Genomic DNA, 21,052 nt, shown 5'->3' with positions numbered 1-21,052 from the left:
TCCTGAAATAACTAACTCATCATGTCACCTATTCAGCATTAAACAGAAAAAATATAATCTTTGCAAGTCCGATGTCAGGTAACTTGCGAAGGGATACGTTAAACTATAAGCATACCTAACGATAAGCTTCCAAAAGACCTTAATGCTGAAATAAATATCATTTGGAAGCCTATACTGCGTATAACTTTTAGAGAGTGAGGACAAGGCAATTGAAAAGTAAATCGAGAAAAGTAGCCATCGTCGGGGCCGGAATGGTGGGTTCAAGCTGTGCTTACTCCATGGTTAATCAGGCCATTTGCGACGAAATTATGATGATCGACCGCACCTATGATCGGGCTATGGCACAAGCACTTGATCTCTCGCACTGTATGGATTTCACAAGCACACGCACAAAGGTGTATGCCGGAACCTATAGCGATTGTGCAAAAATGGATGTCGTTATCTTAACCGCTGGTGCTAATCCAACAGCCGGGCAGACCCGACTTGACGTATTGGAAGCCTCTGCGGTTATTACTCGAGAAATCATTACCAACATCATGGCTGGGGGATTTGATGGAATATTCGTAGTCGCCGCTAATCCGGTCGATATTGTCACTTATATGGTCTGGAAAATATCAGGTCTGCCTCGCCACAGAATTATTGGTACCGGGACCTCCATTGACTCGTCGCGCCTAAAAACCCTGCTCTCCGATGTGTTCTCCATTGACCCGCGCAGTGTTAATGGCTACGCCTTAGGTGAACATGGCGAATCCCAATTTGTAGCTTGGTCCCATGTAACAATTGGCGGCAAGCCTATTCTGCAAATTTTAGATCAGCATCGCGAGCGGTTCCCGCATTTGGATCTGGAGGATATCTCCCGCAAGACAAAAGATGCCGGCTGGGAAATTTTCACCCGTAAAGGCTCCACACATTTCGGGATTGGCAGCGCACTTGCCTACATTACCCGTTCGATCCTGAATGATGAGCACAAAATTATCGCCGTATCGGCCATTCTGGATGGAGAGTACGGACATAGCGGTGTATGCACGGGCGTGCCCGCCATCATAGGCAACACTGGGATTCAAGAGCTGCTGGAGCTTAATTTAAATACAGAGGAAACCCAGAAATTGAACCACTCCTGCAACATTGTACGTGCAGGCATCGAGAGCCTACAGCTGGAAGACAGCGTTTAATTCGTAAAAAAATCGCTACTTTGGGAATGGGTGAGATCACCCGCCAGCTCCCAGAGAGCGATTTTTGTATTATTAGGAGATGAATCTCAGTTTATCTCCTACTTTTTAAACTTTTCGATTTCTTCTTTCAGCACAGACATCACTTCATTAAGTGATTCCGCGGAGGACACGACATCCTTCATAATCTCTGTCTGCTCCGCTGAAGCTAAGGAGACCGCCTGAGCATTCTCAGCAGATTCTTTAGCTATTCCGAGCATATCGGATATAGAAGCCGTTATTTCTTCCGTGCCGGCTGACATCTCTTCATTAATTGCTGACACATCCTGTATTTGCGACGATACTTCACGGATCGAAGAACGGATATGATCAAAGGAAACACCGACGTTTTGCATTTTCCCCATTCCATCGCCAATTTCCTCAATACTCTTCTTCATGGAATCCGCTGCACTTGTTGTTGAAGACTGAATGCCGCCGATTAGCTCCACTATACTAATGATGGAGCTGTTTGTCCGCTCTGCTAACTTCTTCACCTCATTCGCAACTACACCGAAGCCACGACCATGTTCTCCAGCTCTGGCAGCCTCAATAGAAGCATTCAAAGATAATAAGCTTGTCTGATTGGATATCTCAGAAATTACATCCACAATTTGTCCGATTTGTTCCGATTGCTCACTTAATTTCCCAATCATCTCGGCAGTCTGATTAGCTGTGGAACTGATAACAGCCATCTGTTGCAGTGTAGATTGAATTTCCAAATAGCCACTCTCTACTTCTGAGTTGACTGTCTCAGCCTGATCTGATACCGCTGCAGAGGACTCAGCAATACGTTGTAAACCTACAGCCATCTCTTCCGTTGCTCTTGCGGATTGCTCGGAGCCTCTAAATTGCTCTTCCATTCCTTGAGCTACTTCTTGGATAACTGTAGCAACCTCTGCTGAAGTATAGGACGAACGTTGAGCCGATTTCAGCATTCCTTCTGAGGAATAAGCAACCTCCACTACTGTTGTATCAATCTTGTTGACAATACCGGAGAGTGTCTCAATCATATCATTGATATTTTGACTCATCTCGCCGATCTCATCTCCGGACTGCACTTTAACCCTCTCATTCAGATGACCCTCTGCCACCTTTTTCATAGTCGAGGAAATAGCTTTAATGGGTCTAACGATAAGACGAGTAAGGTACAGTGAAACAAAAATTATGACAAGTATAACTGCCAGTAAGATGAACATTGCTGTTCTTTGTGCAGAGGTCACTTTGGCAAAAACCTCTTTCTCCGGCACTGTTACAAGAAGCTTTAGATCGGTATCTGGAATTGTCTTAAAGTATGTAATGACTTTCTTACCATCTTCGCCCTTATAAGTTTCAGACCCCTCTTTATTGCTTAAAATCTTGTCAACGACCTTCTGAAGAGCCGGCTCTTTAGCGAAATCGGTAATTTTTTTGCCCATACGACTGACGTCTGGATATGTATAATACATGCCATCATTTGAGATTACATATCCAAATCCGGTATCCGCCATAGTAATTTCATTACTCATTTGGGCAAGAACTTCAGGAGTAATTGAGAAGACAATACCTCCCATAAATTGCTTATCCTTATCCATGACAGGAACTACGATTGGAATGATATATTTATCAAGCTGCTCCAGATAGGACATTTCCCCCAACACAGGCGCATGTGTTTCTTTCGCTTTCAAGAAATAGCTCGCATCTGCTACATTTGCGGTCATGTTCATCATATTGGTTAACTGGCCGTCTTTACTAATGACACTGTAACCTTCTGTCTCACTGTCACTTTCCTCCAGCACTTCTATCACAGGGAAGATACTTGCCGGATTTGTAAAATCGAACTCAGGATGCTGGGACACCAGATCCTTTACGGACGAGGTTTTGTTGGATAGCCACTCATCCATCCGGAATGTGTTCGTATTAATGGTGTCCTGCGCCATTTGCTCACTGTCTGTGCGTGTGACATTGCCGAAATAATCAAGTAAAAATATGGTCGCTACCATGAGCGGCACGATTGCAATAGCTAATATAACAGATGACCACTTAAGTTGAATTGACGTCGCTTTTCTCTTCGTTACATTTTTTCTCATTTTTTTCATCTTGTTTCCTTTCATTTCATTTTCATTCACGATGAAATAGCCTCCTCACTCCATTTGTTATAATATCTCCTGATGTGGATATATCTTCTATATCGGCAAAAATAGACAAATTCTTTGCTGGAGAATAAAAAAAATAAGCCCTAAGACCCTTAAAACCGGAATCCTAAAGCTTACTTTTGTTGAAATCATTTATTTAATACACCAAAGATTCTTAACCCTCGTCTTGCACTTTTAAAGCTCGAATACTGTTCAGTACGGCAAGTACGGTTACCCCTACATCTGAGAATACAGCCTCCCACATCGTGGCAATCCCAAATGCACCGAGCAGAAGGAATATAGCTTTTACACCTAAAGCAAAAATAATATTTTGCCATACGATGGCTCGAGTACGCTTGGCAATTCCGATAGCTACAGCAATCTTCGAAGGCTCATCGGTCATAATTACAATATCTGCTGCTTCAATGGCAGCGTCGGAACCAAGTCCTCCCATAGCGATCCCGACATCGGCTCTAGCCAGTACAGGAGTATCATTAATTCCGTCTCCGACAAAAATAATCTTCTCGCGTGGAGACTTATCACGATCCAGCTTCTCGATGGCCTCTACCTTATGCTGTGGTAAAAGCTCTGCGTGTACCTCATCTACCCCTAACTGCTTCCCTACATCTTCAGCTACGGCGGAAGCATCACCTGTCAGCATCACCGTCTTGCGTATTCCCAGCTTTTTGAGGCGCTGAATGGCCTGCAGTGAGTCCTCCTTCACTTCATCAGCGATCACCAGATAACCTTCATATTGATGATCTACCGCTATGTGAACAACTGTACCGCTCTGCTCTGGGACCTCATAAGCAATTCCCTCACGCTCCATCAGACGTGCGTTACCTGCAAATACGGTCTTGCCTTCGATAGTTACTTCGATACCATGACCAGAGATTTCATTGTAATTCGAGATAGCTTCCTTAGAAATCTGTTCACCATAAGCCGTCCGAATCGACTCAGCGATCGGGTGATTGGAATGGCTCTCCGCATAAGCGGCTGTCCGCAGTAATTCATCCTTAGATTTGCCACCCGACGGATAAATTCCTGTCACCTTAAACTGTCCCTTGGTCAACGTTCCCGTTTTATCAAAGACAACTACCTTCACATCATTTAGGGCTTCCAGGTAGTTACTTCCCTTAATCAGAATACCGCTGCGTGAAGCTGCACCAATCCCTCCGAAGAATCCCAGTGGAATCGAGACCACAAGCGCACAAGGACAAGAGATTACGAGGAATACAAGTGCACGGTAAATCCAATCGGAAAAAGTTGCACCACTGATCAGCAGTGGAGGAACGACGGCCAGCAGGACTGCTGTGATCACTACTACAGGCGTGTAGGCACGTGCAAATTTAGTAATAAAGTTCTCCGTTTTAGCTTTGTTGCTTGACGCATTCTGCACTAGCTCCAGTATTTTGGATACGGCCGATTCTCCAAAGGTCTGAGTAACTTGCACAGTAATTACGCCGTTCCGGTTAATAAAACCACTTAACACCGCACTTCCTGGACCAGCTGATCGTGGTACCGACTCTCCAGTAAGTGCAGATGTGTCCATCATGGCGTTACCTTCAAGTATTGTTCCGTCAAGGGGTACCTTCTCACCGGGTTTAACAACAATCAAATCTCCGATGGCTACTTCCTCAGGTGAGACCTTCTTCAGATCATTTCCAAGCTTGAGATAGGCAAACTCGGGGCGAATATCCATAAGTGCCGTAATAGATCGGCGTGAACGATTCACAGCCAGACCTTGGAACAGTTCTCCAATCTGGTAAAACAGCATTACTGCCACGCCCTCTGGATACTCACCAATCGCAAATGCACCGATAGTTGCCAGAGCCATCAGGAAATTCTCATCAAACACCTGGCCACGGATTATGTTCTTAACCGCCTGCCAGACAACTTCACCACCCACGATAAGATAGGCTGCCAAAAAAATCAGCAATTCAACTACTCCATTCACGGGCAGGAATATCCCAGCTAGAGCAAGAATTCCACCAGCGCCTAACCGCAGCAATATTTTGCGTGTATCACCTTCCCCGTGCTCGTGAGTATGACCATGACCTTCAGCATCCTCATGACCATGATGATGTCCAGCAGCTTGATGGCCGTGCTCATGACCATGCTCGTGATCATGCGTATGTTCATGAGCGCCACTATTGCGCGCCTTGTGATTGCCCCCAACCTTCTCTTTCACATTTACGTGGGGCTCAAGTGCCTTCACCGTCTTCTTCGCTTCTACAATCGCTGACTCCTCATACCCTGCGGCAGTTTCCAACGTCATTGTTTTTGTTACAAAATTAACGGAACAAGACGATACACCTTCAATCTTCTTCACCTTATCTTCAATTTTCATCGCGCAATTGGCGCAATCCAAGCCTTCTAATTCCCACTGACGTTTTAATTTTCCTTGCATTGTATCCATACGGCACATCTCCTCAAATAAAAACCATATATGAGCACTTGTTCATATGTTATCTTAGCCCTATTATATTCCCTTTATATTTCAAGGTCAATACGCGATATACACCATTTTTCTACATTATCTTAAAAATTAAATCAATTGACCTTTACGTGAAAATATGTAAAATCATGTATGACCCAAAGTAAGTTTCTTACATACGAATGACCCCATTATCAATGAAGCTCGATGGGCAAATGATTTACACAGAAGGGATGAATTTAGAACATGTCAAAGCTAGCCAAAACGTCTTCTTTTTCACAGAAACACCCTATTTGGAGCGTAGTTATTATCGAAGTGTTATTACTTGTAGCCGTAACTGCCGCCGGGGCTTTCGCAACAATTAAGGAACTTGCGTACACCGCCCCTGTACTTATCTCCTTCATCCCAATCGCGCTTGTACTCATCATCTACTTTACAGTTAAGCGCAAATGGAGCACGCTCGGCTTCCGACCTCTAAACACCATATCCTCGGGCAACTGGATCTATTATGCCCCGCTAGTAGTGGTCCTGATTACCATATCCTTTAAGGGATTTCGTGAGATCAGTGCATCTGAAGTACTGTTCTTTATCTTCTTCACCCTGCTGGTCGCTTTTGTGGAGGAAAGTATCTATCGCGGCTTGATTTTTAAGACCTTGCTTCCTAAAGGGGCTAAAACAGCAGTGATCACTTCAAGTATTCTTTTCTCTATTACCCACTTACTTAATGCATTATCCAGCACAGATATCACACAAATTCTTCTACAACTCGTATATGCGCTTCTGATCGGTTTTGCGCTAGCCTTGTTGATGCTAAAAAATAATAATATTCTTCCGCTGATATCCTTTCATTTTATACATAATTTAATTCAGTTTGTGGGCAATGATAATACGAGTGAATACATGGGAATCGATCTATTTATCCTGCTAGTGCTTGCTGTGCAATGTGTCTGGCTAGTGTTGTCCTTTAGAAAACCAAACCTAACGAAGAACCTAAATCAAGCCAGCTAATAAGCTAAATCCTTACTTCAAAATACAAGGCTTCAGTGGATTTAAACGCATTGGTTAACCCCGACGCAGCCTGGTTTAATTGGGATGCTACTTAGTTTAGTTGAGATGTTACTTAGTTAAGCTGAGATGCCACTTAGCTTCATTAGAGCAATATTTGTCGCAAACCACACAGCTAACGGACCCAATTGACACTAAAAGCAGTATTATCCCCGGTTTAGCATATTATCGGACCCCATAGGCGCTATTGGCATGAAAAAGAGCAAAATAAGACCTCTTTCTAAAGAATAACTGCACTGAGGTCCGCAACTCTGCTCAAAAAGCGATTATTGTGCAAATAACGTCAGCTGGGTCCGTAAGCTGTAGTGGATGGTTGGGACTCGTCGGCATAATAAAAAGAGGGACTCCCAAAAGCCATTCAATGGCTGCTGGGAGTCCCTCTTTTTTTGCAACTAGCTATTCGTGTCGGACATGCTCGTGGGTCTGCAAAAAGATCTGCTCCACATGCGCATCGTTCAGCGAATAGAATACCGTTTTCCCCTCTTTACGCCGCTTCACGATCCGTAGATTCCGTAAATAACGGAGCTGATGGGATATCGCAGATTGGCCCATATCAAGGATCACGGACAAATCATGTACACATAATTCTTGCTGTGACAAAGCGTAAATGAGCCGCACTCGTGTTGGATCACCCAACGCTTTGAACATTTCTGCCATTTTATCAGTAATCCCACGGTCTGGCAGGATCAATGCAATGGATTCCGGTTCAAGCTCTGAACCCTTGCATGTATTGTCGCAGTCCTCTAATGCCGTTGGCTCCATGCTCTCGCCCTCCTCCATCTTAGCTAATTATATTCTTTAATTATAAGAAAAACAGCACGGGATGTCCATTGAGGAGGAGTTTATAGCCTCTGATTGTGAATTAGACTGCTTTACGATAAAAGGAGATTAGTCCTGCGGCAAAAAAGACAATCAAGCTTCCTCCCACTATCATCATCAGTGTCTCTAAAGGCAGATTAAAGGCACCAAATCCGTCATCACCATAATGACTCATGGCCAACAACGGCTGTACCCAAGGATAATAGGGGCCGTAGGTTGAAGAATTAGCGATCAGTATATTGGGAATGGTCAGACTCACATTCAGCGCCAGCGGTGCGCCAAAACTGCTCCAGCTTTGCGAGATCGCCAGCTGCAATGCGGCGAGAGGTAGACAGGCTACAAAGCCGCCAAATACTGATTTTAGCAGTAGCGCCCAAGGGATTGGATCTGGAGCCCCTTGGAACAAGCCCATTCCCAGCACCATAACGAGGAACGTTATTTGCACAGCTGCCAGCAATCCGATGATCATCACATATTTTGAGAGATACACCGACAACCGGGTTACAGGCAGAGACAACAATAGCTTCCAACCACCGTCATGATGCTCATAACGACAGATCAGGGCCGCAAAAATGCCTGAAAGCACAGGCAGAAACAGCAAAGCATGCATCATTGACATCACACTTAACAGCAGCTCCCAAGACATCTTCTCACCTTGATTATCCGATAACAATCCGGGAACCAGTGATAAAACCGGACTTCCTATGACTAAAAGCCAAACATATGATTTAGACATTTTTAATCGCTCTGAGGACAATACTCTCCAAAATGACATCATCTTAATCCACATCCTTTCGAGCGAAATGCACTGCACCCGGCAAAAACACCAGCATTCCCAGCAGCAGACCCGCACCGCTGAACAAAAGGCGATTAGAAGAGTCCCACGCCAAATATGGCCATGTTAAAGGCACCCACTCCGAAAGGAACATGGAGAAAAATGACGTCAAAGATAATGTGATCCCCAGGGCAACTGGCAGTGTCTGATTACGATTAGCCAGGGAAAGCCACAGCTGTAGCGCGATGACCGGCAGAGCCGCAATATAGGACATAAAGCCAATCCGCACTACATCCACATAAGGAATAAGATCCGCTTTGAAGCCCAAAATAAGCCCTAAAACAACTATCCCCACTGAGAGCAACAAGCAGGAAACTGCCACTAGCAGCAGACAGAGCATTAACTTAGCCATAAACACTGAGGTACGAGAGATAGGCAGTGCCAAGAGCTGCTTCCATGAACTCATCTGATGTTCGACATTTGCAATCAACGAGCATACTAAAGTGCCTCCCAGAAAAAGAGCTGTGGGCACAAACCCGGACACATTATCCAGAAGTCCTCCCCATAAATCCGCGCTATACTGCTGACGCAGATAATCATAACGAAGGCCAAAGTTAAGGCCCTGCATGGCTACTAGACCAATCGGTCCTAGAAACACTAGAAACCAAATTCCTTTGCCGCGGATTTTAAGCCAATCCGCTGACAACGCCCGCCACATCATGATTCCCCGCCTCCCACAACCTGTAGGAAGAAGTCCTCAAGCGATTGTCTCCGCTCCTCTACACGATAGACAGCGTGCCCATTCTCTACCAAAGCCTTGACTAGCAGCGCTACTCTTGCATCGTTCATTCTTGAAAAAATCAGTTTTTGCTCTTGTAGTGTCCCTTCATACCCCCGGCCTCCAGCGAGACGTAACGCAGACTCTGGTTCCGAAACCGCAAGGCGTATCTCGCCAGCAGCCTGTTGTTGCAGATTAGCTATTGTATCTTGGTATACCATTTGCCCTTGGCGAATAATACCCACGGTATCTGCCATTTGTTCAATTTCACTAAGCAGGTGACTGGATACTACAACCGTAATTCCTTGTTCCTGTGGCAAACGTTTGATAAGCCCACGAATTTCCTGAATCCCTGACGGGTCGAGTCCGTTCGTTGGCTCGTCCAGAATAAGCAGCTCTGGATTCCCTAGCAAGGCAGCTGCGATACCGAGTCTCTGCTTCATCCCGAGGGAGAACCCTTTGACCGGACGTCTCTCTTCCCCGGTTAGAGAAACAATATCTAGCACTTCAGCGATTCGTGACTTCGGAACATCCAGAATGCGGCGGATCGCTTCGAGATTGTCCACAGCACTCAGATGCCCATAATACGAGGGGGATTCGACAAGCGACCCTACCTTCCGTAAAATTTGCAGCTTATTCTTCCGAAGATCCTGGCCGAACACTTCAATTTTTCCAGATGTCGGTGTAATTAGGCCAAGCAGCATACGGATTGTTGTAGTTTTCCCAGCTCCGTTAGGACCCAGAAAACCATAAATCTCTCCCTTACGGATATTTAAATTCAAATTTTCTACCGCAGCCCGGCCACGATATTTTTTCAATAAATCCTTAGTTTTAATCACTGTTTCTTCCATGTTCTTCACCTCGGTATACAGCATAACGTCCCAAGGTTAAGAACAAGGAAGTGCCAAGTTTAAGTTTTGTTTAAATTTCACGATGCGGATCAAAGATTACAATAGAAGTGCCTTTGCCTGTGCTCTCCACAACCCATTCCAGCTCCATATGCTTCATCAAAAGATCGACGATAGACAATCCCAAACCTGCCCCCTTGTAATCGGATGGACTCTGAATGCCTCGACCATGATCCGCAATAATTATGGCACGTTGTTCATTACGTTGCTCCGTTGAGATCCCGACATAATGCCCGCTGCTGGCATGTCGTACAATGTTTTGATACAAATTATCGAGAATACGGCGGAACCAGACCTCATCCACCCTCCAGAATAGCGGTTCGGCTTCCAGGTTAATATCAATATCGAAGCCCTCTTTTTCCCATACGGGGTACCAAGCAGCCGCACTTTCCCGTAACAAGCGTAAAACATCTTTACGTTCCAGCTTTAAGGTTACCCGTCCACTATTGAGCAGATTGTAAGATAAAAGATTCTCGATCAGGACGCTAAGATCCGCAATACGCTCATCCATAAGCTGTAAGGACTGCTTACCTTTTGAGGTCAGATCCTCTTTGGTCATAACATGGATATGGCTGCGAATGACGGTTAGGGGTGTGCGTAAATCGTGAGATAAATTCGAGACTAGACGCTTACGCAACTCTTCCTCTTCTATTTCCCTGCGTCGGCTTTCATCCAGTTTAGTTACCATCGTATTAAAAGCTTCCTCCAAGCGACCGATCTCGTCCAGTTTTCCTGTCACTATAGACTTAGGCATTCTATCCGGGCCTGTGATCGTCATCGCGGTTTGCAGTTGCAGCAGCCGTTTGCGAATTTTTCTAAAGAACATCCACGAAACCAGAGCGAACCCTCCAAAAAGGGTAAATAACACAAAGTTATACCAAGCCCAAGCCCCTAATCCCCCATAAGCCCCTTTGTTCAGCAGCTTGCTTGGAATTTGCATCACCATAAATCCCTTGTCTGTCTCCACTTTGTCCCCCACGAAAGCAACGATGGCTAAAGGATCACGATTCGTACTTTCTTTCATAAATGAAATAGCCTCAGCCGCAGTCCACTGATCAGGAACTTCAGGGTAAATCTTATCCTTATCCCCTTCTTCAGGCGTGAGAATCAACTGGGTTTTTCCCTGCCCGTCTACCCAAAACATAGTAGCCTCGGTGTATTTTCGACTCAATTCAATCAGCCGCTGATTTATGGCTTCCGAAGAAGCATTTTCTAAGTGAAGTGCCTCTTTATGCCACATAGTCTCCAGCGGTGCAATATTCGAATACAGGGATGTATCTACAGGCGGGGCACCTTTGGTCACTTCGTTAAGAATATTGTAGCCAACAAAAGACAACGGAAGGACCACAGGGATAAATAGCAGTGCAGATACGATAATTAGCAAATACCCTGATAACAAGGAGGAATTACGTTTCTTGCGAATGCGCTCTAATCCTCTCATGCTCTTACCCGGTAGCCGATCCCACGGACAGTTTCGATAATTTCCGGATTACCCGGATCAAGCTCCAGCTTTTCGCGCAAATAACGAATATGTACCATCAGAGTTTTATCCCCTTCGATATAAGCCTCACCCCACACGGCCTCGTAGATCTGCTCCTTCGTCATAATTTGGTTAAGATGACGCAGCAAATAGGAAAAAATCTGAAATTGCTTACCTGTAAGCATGATTTCTTCCTGAGTCTGAGCATTCATCACGCGGTTATCCCCTTCATATACGACTAGATGTTTAAGTGTGAGTGAATCCTGAACAGATGCCCCATTCCTTCGGAGCAGCACCTCGATTCGAGCGGCCAATTCATCCGGATGAAAAGGCTTGGTCAAATAATCATCTGCGAACTCCAAACCTTGCAGCTTATCATCAATCGAGGTCCGGGCGGAGAGCATCAAAATGGGCAGCTTAGGGTAAGAACGTTTCAAACGTTGCCCGATCGTAAACCCGTCCAGACCTGGTAGCATAACATCGAGAATAGCCAGTTGGCAGGCGCCGGCTTCTTCCATCGCTCCTTCGCCGCTCCGTAACCAGCGGACACTATATCCTCTTTCGCTTAAATCAGCAGACACTACACTGCCAATTTCACGATCATCTTCAATATATAACAGAGTAACGCTCATGTAGCTTTAGCTCCTCCCCGATATGAATACCTAAAAAGTTGAAGTCATTATAACACATCAAACAGCCCTCCTACCCCATATGGGATAGGAGGGCTGTTTGATCAATTCAACGCTATAGCTTACGGCTGCCATACTCCATGCTCTTTATTGCTGCCTACATACTCAATACGTGTTGGAGTAAGCTCCAGAATTACATAATTAGGATCATCAGGTCCTGTAAACCATGGCTCCAGCTCTTTATTCCATACTTTGGAGCGCAAGCCTTCATCCTTAGAGACGGTAGCAGTTGCTTCAATCTCCAGCACATCTTTGCTTCCGCCTGCCTCATAGCCAAGCAGTACAAAAGCATTCGGATTATCGGATAACTCCTCCACTTTATGAGTTTTGCGATTTGTAGCCAAATAAATCTTCAAACCCTCATGGAAAATGGCCATATAACGTACTTTCGGCTTATTTCCTTCTTCGATCGTACCAAAGGAACCGAACTTGTTGTCATCCAATGCTTTAATAATGAGTTGCTCCAGTTGTTTGTTATCCATTACGTAAATCTCTCCCTTCAAGCATGTAAACAAAAGTTTATATATCCAAGCTCACCGTTTGGATTTATCATAACAATGGTGCTTATTATAATGTACCCTTCAGGTTCACATTGAATCCGACCTTACCTCATAAACTACTTCAAGATAAGGAGCTTACTTCGTGAAAAAACTGATTTGGATCGGCTGTCTTTCCTACTTCGTTATCGGTCTGGCACATGTTGTGCTGGGATCTATTCTGCCCGTTCTACTGCAACATTATGATCAAAATTATAGTGCTGGCGGTGAATTAATCTTTAGTCAATTCGCTGGTTTTTTAGCAGGTGTGTTGGTCTCTCCCCTGCTTAATCGCCGCTTCGGAAAACGTGGAGGCATCCTCATTGCCACCAGTCTTCTACTAGTTGCAGAAATTGCCTACGCCTTTCTACCGCCTTGGGGCTGGATGTATGTTATCGCTGTTGCCGCAGGTTTTGGTTTCGGGATGATCGAAGCGGTTATCGGCACCATTATTATTGGTGCTGTAACCGAAGGAACTGCTATTGCAATGAGCCGGCTTGAAGTGCTATTCGGGATAGGCGCACTCGTGATGCCGCTTATCGCCAGTCCGCTCATTGCTGCCGGAGCGTGGAGATTGGCCTTTCTAATCGTCGCTGCCTTCTCCTTAATTTCTCTTATCCTCTGGACAAGAGGGCATTTCGGTAATCTACAACGAATGCTGGATGAACGCGCCTCTGTCCAAGGAGCAGACAATTCGCAATCCTCAAGCTCACGTTCTAACAAAAAATTTCCGTATAAAGGTAAGCAATGGATTCTGTTAGGGATCTTCATCGTTTTCTTTTTTCTTTATGTAGGCACAGAGATGAGTTTAGTCAACTTTATGCCGGCTATCTTTATTGCCAAGCTAGGGATGACGGAGTCTGCCGCAGCACTGACAGTCACTTTCTTTTGGCTGGCGATGTCTACAGGAAGATTGTTTGCGGGTGTAATTGCCGAAAAAATATCTTATCGCGTGTACATTCTCAGCAGCTGTTTACTAACCTTGTTACTGCTGGCACTCTTTCCGTTCACTGACAATCGAATGGCTGCTTTCATTGTAATTCTGCTGCTGGGGCTGTTTATGTCCGGTATTTTCTCCATTGCTTTAGTCTACTCCAGCAAAATGCTGCCTGGCACCGAAGAGTCAACACCCAGCATTATGATTGCTTCCGGAGGTGTTGGCGGTGCTTTGCTACCTCTGTTTATGGGCTGGTCTATGGACCATTTAGAAGTGGCACAAACAGCCGGATTACTGGCCGCTTTTGCCGCCTTCTTGTTTCTGCTAAGCATTGCCGCATGGAGGTTCCAGTCCATGCAAGCGTTGAAAGGAAAGAGTTCCCGTATTTAGAACAGTATCAACGTTATCCTTTTAGGGTAATGTGATCTATAAGCATATTCTGAGCACAAGGATGGACGATGAATGAATGAGTCTTCAACTGAGCCTTTGTTACATACTGCGCTCATGCAGTTTATATTTCCCTTTTCTATAAAAAAGGGCGATTCTAAGCAGCTTATCCAGCAATTACAGGACGACGGCTTCACACGTTTTTTTCTGGATAATAAAGAGCTTGAAGCTGCCTATTACGGAGATGGCTACTGTGTTTCCCATGAACGTATGGAGCGCACCTATTTACCGTTTGCTGCACATGTCCTTTTTCCACGCAGGAAGGATGCCGACTCGTTTCGCCGTTTTTCCAGAGTAAATAATCTCGACTGCATTCTGGAGATTCCGCAGCAATCTATATTTTTCAAAATTCTCTCGACGGATATATTCATATGTCCTTTTCAGCTTGGATTCGTGACGATACGTGTCCAGCTGGAGGGGGATTCAATTCCCTTTAGTATTGCCCTAGAATTCGCGGATCGTTTCCGTGCGCTAGAGAATACCTTCATACAGGATGATTACACTTATATTCATTGCGGGGAACAGACCTATGAGATGGTAGAGGATTTTGTCTTCCGAAATTTGGTGGATGGACTGGAGCCATATCTGGATCAATCGGATATCAATGGGGCTTATTTCGAGACCCTTCCTTTTTTCGTAGATGAAAGAATGCAGGTGCAAGCTTTTTATGGCTTTCAGAATGAAGAAAGCTCTGATGAGATTAGTGTAAATCTGCGCTATCGTGCCTCACAGCTTGATGGAATTAATCTGAACGGAAAGCCCTATGCCAGTGCCAGCGATCCAGCGTATATTGCGAACTATTGTCATGAACACTCCTATAATCGCTGGGGTCCAGACACGTATTATATGATGAATGAGCAGACCTTTTGCTGCATGACCCGCGCTGAACAAGAGATTGCTGTTAGTCTAGCCAACCAGATGTACGGGCAATATTATTACGGATTTTTACTCAATATTTTCCACAAAATCGTTCTGCTAAAGCTCGCCAATATGCACTCCCGACTTCGGATTAATCATGATTATGAGGAAATAGACAATCTAATCTACTCCATCAATAAGTTCTCGGCAAAGTTCTACTTCTTGGAGTTGATTTCCCAGTCGCAGGGCAGGGAGATATTTCTTCAGCTGCGTAAAGTATACGGAAACGATGCTTTGTTCGAGGAAGTGAAAGAAACCTTAAATGACCTGTTTCAGTATCAGGATAAGTTTCAGTCCAAGCGACGGGATAATCTGCTGATGATTCTCACTGTATTTACGGTAGTAAGCGGGATTTACGGCATGAATCAGGTCATTGACGATCTGGATGGAAAGATTCAATGGAGTAAAATGATTGGTTATTCTCCCTTTGAATTTCTTGCCCTGTTCGTGATCATGAGCGGGATTCTGATCAGCGTTGTCCTCACGCTAGGGGCGCTGGTTAGTGAGCTTAAACGGCGTCACCGCAAGAAATATAAAGATCTAGACTAGCAAAAAAGAAACTACTGGATTGGAAAAATTCAGGAGTGCACTACTAGACATTCCGAGTACAGCCGTCTATAATACACCGTATGCGAGAAATATAAGATATAAAGTATGGGTACAAAACTTATGCTTACTTATATTGCACATAGAAATACCCGTTAACTTCATAGAACCAGGGGTGCTGGAATTGGCCGGCTGAGATTGTATCCCACAAGATACTGACCCTTATACCTGATCTGGATAATGCCAGCGTAGGAATCGCCAATTGGTTCTGGTCCCTGTGACCTTAACTAACCTTGCGCCAAGCCAGCGTCCCGATCACTCGGGGCGCTTTTTTTGTAAGATCACTAAAAGATGTAGAAAAACGTACATACTACAACTTACGGTTCATGTTGTGAAGACGGGATTCTTGTAACCTTAAAGGAGAGAAGAAGACATGCACCTTAAAAAAGCACTTACGTTGTGCCTCACCTGTGTACTCATTCTTGCCATTGCCGGATGCGGCAGCAACAATGGGAATACAGCCGGAAACAAAGCAAATGCTACTGATCCAACTGCTTCGGCTGGGACGGATGCTCCAAAAGAGCTCACCAAAGTTAAAGTCGCACTCGACTGGACACCGAACACAAATCATACCGGTCTATACGTAGCTAAGGATCTTGGTTACTACGCTGAAGAAGGTCTGGACGTCGAGATCGTTCAGCCAGGCGCAGCGGGTTCTGATACTATGGTTACTTCTGGCGAAGCCGCATTTGGCATCAGCGCCCAAGAAGGATTAACGCTAGCCCGTCTACAAGGCGTGCCCCTTGTCTCGATAGCAGCTATTATTCAGCATAATACGTCGGGATTCGCTGCTCCAGTAGATCGCAATATTAAATCACCAAAGGATTTTGAAGGTAAAACCTACGGAGGCTGGGGCTCACCGGCCGAAGAAGCAGCCATGAAAGCTATCATGGATCCTGAAGGTGGCGATGTGAAAAAGGTGAAGCTGATCAGTATCGGTGAAGCTGATTATTTTACCGCCGTCAAACGTGACATTGATTTCGCCTGGATTTTCTACGCTTGGACTGGTGTTGAGGCTGAGTTGCGTGGCGAGCCATTGGATATGCTGTACTTAAAGGATTATGCGCCGCAGCTCGATTATTACACGCCTGTGCTGACGACGAGTGAGAAGCAAATTGCAGATCATCCTGATCTGGTGAAGGCCTTCATGAAAGCCACATCAAAAGGTTATCAATATGCCATAGATCATCCGGAAGAGGCTGCCGGTATGTTATCGAAGGCCGTTCCTGACCTGGACGCCGACCTTGTCCTAGCTAGCCAAAAATGGCTTAGCCCAAAATACAAGGACGATGCTGCCCGCTGGGGCGAGCAAAAAACCGAGGTCTGGCAAAATTACGGCGACTGGATGTATGATCTGAAGTTGCTGGATAAACCGCTGGATGCTGCTAGTGCATTCAGTAATGATTTTTTACCGGCGGAGTAAACAACAATTGTAATGAATTACTTCGTTATCAAAGTTGGCTTTTTGAACTTACCTTATAAAATGAGAGGATTGATTATTGTGGCTAACACCCTACTAAGCATTCAAGTAATTCCAAAAACTCCGAACAACGAGGATTCCATCCCATACGTAGATAAAGCGATTGAGGTCATTCAGAAATCCGGTGTTAAACATCAAGTGAATCCGCTGGAAACCACAATGGAAGGTGAGCTTAGCGAGCTGCTGGAGGTTGTGCGTCAGATGCAGGAGGCGTTGATCGAAGCAGGCAGTCCAAGCGTAATTTCGCAGATCAAAATCGCTCATAATCCTAACGGAATCAGCATGGATAAACTGACGGAGAAATATCGGCCGTGAGATCGACCTGGAAGCTAATATGGCCGCCCCTTGTGGCGGTCGTCTTCTTTTTAACCGTATGGCAGCTATCTGTATCTGTATTTCATATTGAATCCTGGATTCTGCCGAGTCCAGCTGATATTGCCCGTGAATCCACCAGTAACGCTTCTGGTCTTTGGGCTCATACGATGGCTACGCTGCGGCTCACTTTAATTGGTTTTCCCATTGGTACGGGGGTAGGCCTGATCGTTGCTTTGCTTTTGCATCTTTTGCCTTGGGCTAGACGGGCTTTTTATCCACTTATTATTCTGAGTCAAAATGTTCCCTCCATCGCGCTCGGACCCCTGCTCATTATCTGGTTCGGCTTTGGTCTTTTGCCCAAAATCGTGCTGATTACACTAGTATGTTTCTTCCCGGTAGCTGTCGCTGCGATGGGCGGTCTGGCCCAAAGTGATCAGGTCATGATGAATTATATGAAAATGGCTGGCGCAAGCAAGTGGCAAATCTTCACCAAGCTGGAGCTGCCCTCTTCTATCCCGGCACTATTTTCCGGCGTAAAAATATCTGCTACTTATGCGGTTATGGGCGCCGTGGTCGCTGAATGGATTGGCGCGGATAAAGGTATTGGTTATTATATGCTCCTGCAGAAATCCGCATATCGTACGGATCGGATGTTTGTCGCTATTGTTATTATTGTACTTTTAAGTCTTGTACTCTTTGCTATTATTGCATTGCTGGAAAAATGGCTGGTTCGCTGGAAGCCGCGCCGTAACTCATAGAAAGGAAGATGCCTGTATGTCTCAAGCGACGCAAATGCAACACAGAACAACAGAAGTCATAAGCTCTCCTGAAGCTCATACCGTGGCACCCGCCCTTGAAGTGAGCGGCATCTCCAAATCTTTTTCCCATCGTCGCCGTGAGACGAAAGTTCTGAATAATGTCTCTCTCAAGGTAGAGCAACAAGAGTTCGTTTCGATCGTTGGTCCTTCCGGCTGCGGAAAAAGCACCTTATTCCATATGATTGGCGGCCTTGTGAAACCCGATGCAGGCACGATCCGCATGAACGGTAAGGTCGTTACAGGTCAACGCGGTGAAATTAGTTATATGCCGCAGCAGCCTGCTCTTTTTCCTTGGCGTACGATTGAGGATAATGTGCTGCTTGCTGGGGAGATCAAGGGCGCACTGCGGGATGGAGCCCGCGAGGAAGCGCGCCAGTGGCTTGCCAAGGTTGGGTTAAGCGGGTTCGAACATGCTTATCCGCATATGCTGTCTGGCGGGATGCAGCAGCGTGCAGCTTTTCTCAGAGCATTGCTCGCTCCTCAGGAGCTAATGTTGCTGGATGAACCTTTCAGCGCACTGGATGCACTAACTCGCAGTGAAATGCAGCGCTGGCTGCTTGAGCTGTGGGAAGAGAATCGCCGCTCTGTGCTGTTCATTACTCACAACATCGAAGAAGCGTTGCTGCTCTCTAATCGTATCTATGTATTTTCCGGCCGCCCCGGCTCCATTCTGCATACAGTCGATGTGCCGTTTCCGCGGCCACGCCGTGATGAGATTACGGACTCTCCCGAGTTCCTTAAGCTCAAACGCCAGTTGTCACAGTGGATGCGAGAGGAACAAGCTAAAAATAGGCAGCCGCTAGCTTAATCGCTAAGCTCTGTAAACTGATATCGCTGGTATAGCGGTGTCAGTTTTTTTATTTTGCAGCGATAAACTCCTGCCCTATTTATAATTGACGCGGATGTATCTGCTCAATTAAACAAATTTCACTCATCATAGTAGGGATCACATTAAATGTGTGGCGAAAACCGACTCCCTGTTGGTAATGGATAGTAACCGGGCGGGTTGGGGACATTCTACGGGATTTATACCGGTGATTTGCTGCTTTGGGCCGGATTCGGCTCAGTCTACGGGATTTATACCGGTGATTTGCTGCTTTGGGCCGGATTCGGCTCAGTCTACGGGATTTATACCGTTGATTTGCTGCTTCGGGCCGGACTCGGCTCATTCTGCGGGATTTATACCGTTGATTTGATTCTTCGGGCCGGATTTGGCTCAGTCTACGGGATTTATACCGTTGATTTGCTTCGTCGGGCCGGACTCGGCTCATTCTGCGGGATTTATACCGTTGATTTGCTTCGTCGGGCCGGATTCGGCTCATTCTGCGGGATTTATACCGTTGATTTACTTCGTCGGGCCGGACTCGGCTCATTCTGCGGGATTTATACCGTTGATTTGATTCGTCGGGCTGAATTGCACCCGATCTAGGGCATTTTTGCCTTCTATTTCCCACTTCGGGCGGAATTCAAGTGACTCAGGGGCATTTTTGCCCTTATTGTTCCTCTTTAGCTTTTAGTTTGAATTAAATACGAGACTATGGCATCAACCAGAATCGGTGTTGTTTATTATTATTAATTTGTTTAAAGGTCACAGCTATAGTCGCACTTACATCCTACTCACCACTCTTACACATACTCCCACTACTCACTTTTGCTCCCATTCCTTACCTCAATCCCACTACTTACTCTTACTCTTACTCTTACTCTTACTCTTACTCTACTCCTACTCCTACTCCTACTCCTACTCCTACTCCTACTCCTACTCCTACTCCTACTCCTAGTCCTTACCTCAATCTCACTACTCACTCTTGCTCATACTCCTCACCTTACTCCCACTAATCTCTCTTACTCTTCCCCCTACTCCTTACTTCCTACTCTCACATCTGCCCCCTCCTCCTCTCCCACCAACCGAACCAAAAAAAGGCCCCCATAAACGAGGCCTTTTCTTCATTTCCTAATCATAGCTCGGAACACGAATTTGGGCAGTACTGCCTGTCTGCGCCATCGCGACTTTTGTCCCTTCGCAACGGGAGCGAACAAAAGTCGATGCAACCACTCCAGATTGAGTTTTTTCCATAGCGCTGGTGCAGGAGTAACTTTTCCCGCTATTACATCTAAGCTGCCCCCCACGCCAAAAACAACTTTTACCTGCGTAAGCTCCTGTTTGTGCTTATATACCCATTTGTCAGAGTATGGCGCACCCATCGCAACGATCAGGAAATCTGGCTGTGCGCGCTGTATTTCTGCTACAATGGCAGGCTCCTCTTCCTTGGTAAGAAAACCATTATGTCTTCCTGCAATCTTCACATTCGGATATAACTCCGTGATCTTTTCGACCGCTTTACAGCTGGTAAGCTCATCTGTTCCCAAGAAATAAAAACTCCATCCCAAGCTATTTCCTTGCTCCAAAAGCTCAAGAAGCAGCTCATATCCAGTTACCCTCTCAGCAATAGGATCGCCTTTTCTTTTTGATGCCATCACAATGCCAATCCCGTCAGGAGTGATTAAATCCGCTTCTTGAAGTATGGTTCGTAGCAGCTCGTCCGATTGACTTGTTATCGTAATTTCCGGGTTAGCCGTGATCAAATGGAAAAGTTTCGATTCCCCAGATTGAATATGTTTTGTTAGATGAAGTGTTGTCTCATGTAGTGTTAGTTTTGAAAAGGGAACTCCTAATATTGAAACTGTCCCGTCCATATAATCACCTCTCACTAAAATTCCACTT

General features: G+C 45.5%; 19 protein-coding genes and 1 riboswitch. Of the genes, 9 read left to right on the top strand and 10 right to left on the bottom strand.

What is annotated here, in order from left to right:
- The first annotated feature begins 209 nt into the window (after positions 1–209).
- Positions 210–1,172, top strand: a complete 963-nt coding sequence (locus MHI25_RS02210; protein WP_076124580.1) for an L-lactate dehydrogenase — start codon at positions 210–212, stop codon at positions 1,170–1,172.
- A 98-nt stretch (positions 1,173–1,270) separates the two neighbouring features.
- Here MHI25_RS02210 and MHI25_RS02205 read toward each other — a convergent pair whose 3' ends face one another.
- Together MHI25_RS02205 and MHI25_RS02200 are read right to left on the bottom strand one after the other, a co-directional pair.
- Entirely contained in the window at positions 1,271–3,313 is a 2,043-nt protein-coding gene (locus tag MHI25_RS02205; protein WP_340011842.1) for a methyl-accepting chemotaxis protein, read from the bottom strand.
- A gap of 181 nt (positions 3,314–3,494) precedes the next feature.
- On the bottom strand, positions 3,495–5,738 hold the full coding sequence (locus MHI25_RS02200) for a heavy metal translocating P-type ATPase (protein WP_076307936.1): 2,244 nt from the start codon (positions 5,736–5,738) through the stop codon (positions 3,495–3,497).
- 264 nt (positions 5,739–6,002) lie between these two features.
- On the opposite strand from MHI25_RS02200, the gene MHI25_RS02195 reads away from it, so the two are divergent.
- On the top strand, positions 6,003–6,764 hold the full coding sequence (locus MHI25_RS02195; RefSeq protein WP_076185221.1) for a CPBP family intramembrane glutamic endopeptidase: 762 nt from the start codon (positions 6,003–6,005) through the stop codon (positions 6,762–6,764).
- 453 nt (positions 6,765–7,217) lie between these two features.
- Here MHI25_RS02195 and MHI25_RS02190 read toward each other — a convergent pair whose 3' ends face one another.
- The 7 genes from MHI25_RS02190 to MHI25_RS02160 all read right to left on the bottom strand — a co-directional run bounded on the left by MHI25_RS02190 (position 7,218) and on the right by MHI25_RS02160 (position 12,752).
- Positions 7,218–7,583, bottom strand: coding sequence for a metalloregulator ArsR/SmtB family transcription factor (locus tag MHI25_RS02190; RefSeq protein ID WP_036682656.1), 366 nt, complete (start codon positions 7,581–7,583; stop codon positions 7,218–7,220).
- A 100-nt stretch (positions 7,584–7,683) separates the two neighbouring features.
- A complete protein-coding gene (locus tag MHI25_RS02185; protein WP_076306500.1) occupies positions 7,684–8,418 on the bottom strand; it encodes an ABC transporter permease in 735 nt (244 codons plus the stop codon).
- 1 nt (position 8,419) lies between these two features.
- Positions 8,420–9,136, bottom strand: coding sequence for an ABC transporter permease (locus MHI25_RS02180; protein WP_076124588.1), 717 nt, complete (start codon positions 9,134–9,136; stop codon positions 8,420–8,422).
- A complete protein-coding gene (locus MHI25_RS02175; protein ID WP_038568451.1) occupies positions 9,133–10,044 on the bottom strand; it encodes an ABC transporter ATP-binding protein in 912 nt (303 codons plus the stop codon). Before MHI25_RS02175 ends, MHI25_RS02180 begins: the two co-directional genes overlap by 4 nt.
- 70 nt (positions 10,045–10,114) lie before the next feature.
- Positions 10,115–11,542, bottom strand: coding sequence for a HAMP domain-containing sensor histidine kinase (locus tag MHI25_RS02170; protein ID WP_340394869.1), 1,428 nt, complete (start codon positions 11,540–11,542; stop codon positions 10,115–10,117).
- Positions 11,539–12,213 (bottom strand): response regulator transcription factor, encoded by a 675-nt coding sequence (locus tag MHI25_RS02165; RefSeq protein ID WP_038568445.1) that lies wholly within the window; start codon positions 12,211–12,213, stop codon positions 11,539–11,541. Before MHI25_RS02165 ends, MHI25_RS02170 begins: the two co-directional genes overlap by 4 nt.
- Positions 12,214–12,332: 119 nt before the next feature.
- A complete protein-coding gene (locus MHI25_RS02160; protein WP_036682665.1) occupies positions 12,333–12,752 on the bottom strand; it encodes a pyridoxamine 5'-phosphate oxidase family protein in 420 nt (139 codons plus the stop codon).
- Positions 12,753–12,912: 160 nt separating this feature from the next.
- Between MHI25_RS02160 and MHI25_RS02155 the strand changes: the two genes are divergently transcribed.
- The 7 genes from MHI25_RS02155 (at position 12,913) to MHI25_RS02125 (ending at position 19,756) form a co-directional block, all read left to right on the top strand.
- Entirely contained in the window at positions 12,913–14,133 is a 1,221-nt protein-coding gene (locus tag MHI25_RS02155; RefSeq protein WP_340394868.1) for an MFS transporter, read from the top strand.
- A gap of 72 nt (positions 14,134–14,205) precedes the next feature.
- A complete protein-coding gene (locus MHI25_RS02150; RefSeq protein WP_076185225.1) occupies positions 14,206–15,657 on the top strand; it encodes a hypothetical protein in 1,452 nt (483 codons plus the stop codon).
- Positions 15,658–15,815: 158 nt separating this feature from the next.
- A riboswitch (TPP riboswitch) is annotated at positions 15,816–15,926 on the top strand.
- A 161-nt stretch (positions 15,927–16,087) separates the two neighbouring features.
- Positions 16,088–17,137 (top strand): ABC transporter substrate-binding protein, encoded by a 1,050-nt coding sequence (locus tag MHI25_RS02145; protein WP_076278907.1) that lies wholly within the window; start codon positions 16,088–16,090, stop codon positions 17,135–17,137.
- 78 nt (positions 17,138–17,215) lie between these two features.
- Positions 17,216–17,509 (top strand): MTH1187 family thiamine-binding protein, encoded by a 294-nt coding sequence (locus MHI25_RS02140; protein WP_036682688.1) that lies wholly within the window; start codon positions 17,216–17,218, stop codon positions 17,507–17,509.
- A complete protein-coding gene (locus MHI25_RS02135) occupies positions 17,506–18,267 on the top strand; it encodes an ABC transporter permease (protein ID WP_036682669.1) in 762 nt (253 codons plus the stop codon). The genes MHI25_RS02140 and MHI25_RS02135 overlap by 4 nt, the downstream gene beginning before the upstream one ends.
- A 34-nt stretch (positions 18,268–18,301) precedes the next feature.
- Positions 18,302–19,135 (top strand): ABC transporter ATP-binding protein, encoded by an 834-nt coding sequence (locus MHI25_RS02130; protein ID WP_340395648.1) that lies wholly within the window; start codon positions 18,302–18,304, stop codon positions 19,133–19,135.
- A 198-nt stretch (positions 19,136–19,333) separates the two neighbouring features.
- Positions 19,334–19,756, top strand: a complete 423-nt coding sequence (locus MHI25_RS02125; protein ID WP_340394867.1) for a hypothetical protein — start codon at positions 19,334–19,336, stop codon at positions 19,754–19,756.
- Positions 19,757–20,274: 518 nt separating this feature from the next.
- Here the strand turns inward: MHI25_RS02125 and MHI25_RS02120 are convergent.
- Positions 20,275–21,024, bottom strand: a complete 750-nt coding sequence (locus MHI25_RS02120) for a WecB/TagA/CpsF family glycosyltransferase (protein ID WP_076192743.1) — start codon at positions 21,022–21,024, stop codon at positions 20,275–20,277.
- Positions 21,025–21,052 lie beyond the last annotated feature (28 nt).

Origin of the sequence: Paenibacillus sp. FSL E2-0177, from assembly GCF_037992975.1 — a bacterium.
Lineage (GTDB): Bacteria > Bacillota > Bacilli > Paenibacillales > Paenibacillaceae > Paenibacillus_AQ > Paenibacillus_AQ odorifer.
The sequence above is the reverse complement of the archived record's forward strand: the minus strand, read 5'-3'. Positions and strand labels throughout refer to the sequence as shown.

Excerpts from the sequence above, each read along its gene's own strand:
- MHI25_RS02200 (WP_076307936.1), bottom strand. The coding sequence starts at position 5,738 with ATGGATACAATGCAAGGAAAATTAAAACGTCAGTGGGAATTAGAAGGC.
- MHI25_RS02195 (WP_076185221.1), top strand. The coding sequence starts at position 6,003 with ATGTCAAAGCTAGCCAAAACGTCTTCTTTTTCACAGAAACACCCTATT.
- MHI25_RS02190 (WP_036682656.1), bottom strand. The coding sequence starts at position 7,583 with ATGGAGCCAACGGCATTAGAGGACTGCGACAATACATGCAAGGGTTCA.
- MHI25_RS02185 (WP_076306500.1), bottom strand. The coding sequence starts at position 8,418 with ATGATGTCATTTTGGAGAGTATTGTCCTCAGAGCGATTAAAAATGTCT.
- MHI25_RS02180 (WP_076124588.1), bottom strand. The coding sequence starts at position 9,136 with ATGATGTGGCGGGCGTTGTCAGCGGATTGGCTTAAAATCCGCGGCAAA.
- MHI25_RS02175 (WP_038568451.1), bottom strand. The coding sequence starts at position 10,044 with ATGGAAGAAACAGTGATTAAAACTAAGGATTTATTGAAAAAATATCGT.
- MHI25_RS02170 (WP_340394869.1), bottom strand. The coding sequence starts at position 11,542 with ATGAGAGGATTAGAGCGCATTCGCAAGAAACGTAATTCCTCCTTGTTA.
- MHI25_RS02165 (WP_038568445.1), bottom strand. The coding sequence starts at position 12,213 with ATGAGCGTTACTCTGTTATATATTGAAGATGATCGTGAAATTGGCAGT.
- MHI25_RS02160 (WP_036682665.1), bottom strand. The coding sequence starts at position 12,752 with ATGGATAACAAACAACTGGAGCAACTCATTATTAAAGCATTGGATGAC.
- MHI25_RS02150 (WP_076185225.1), top strand. The coding sequence starts at position 14,206 with ATGAATGAGTCTTCAACTGAGCCTTTGTTACATACTGCGCTCATGCAG.
- MHI25_RS02145 (WP_076278907.1), top strand. The coding sequence starts at position 16,088 with ATGCACCTTAAAAAAGCACTTACGTTGTGCCTCACCTGTGTACTCATT.
- MHI25_RS02130 (WP_340395648.1), top strand. The coding sequence starts at position 18,302 with ATGCAACACAGAACAACAGAAGTCATAAGCTCTCCTGAAGCTCATACC.
- MHI25_RS02120 (WP_076192743.1), bottom strand. The coding sequence starts at position 21,024 with ATGGACGGGACAGTTTCAATATTAGGAGTTCCCTTTTCAAAACTAACA.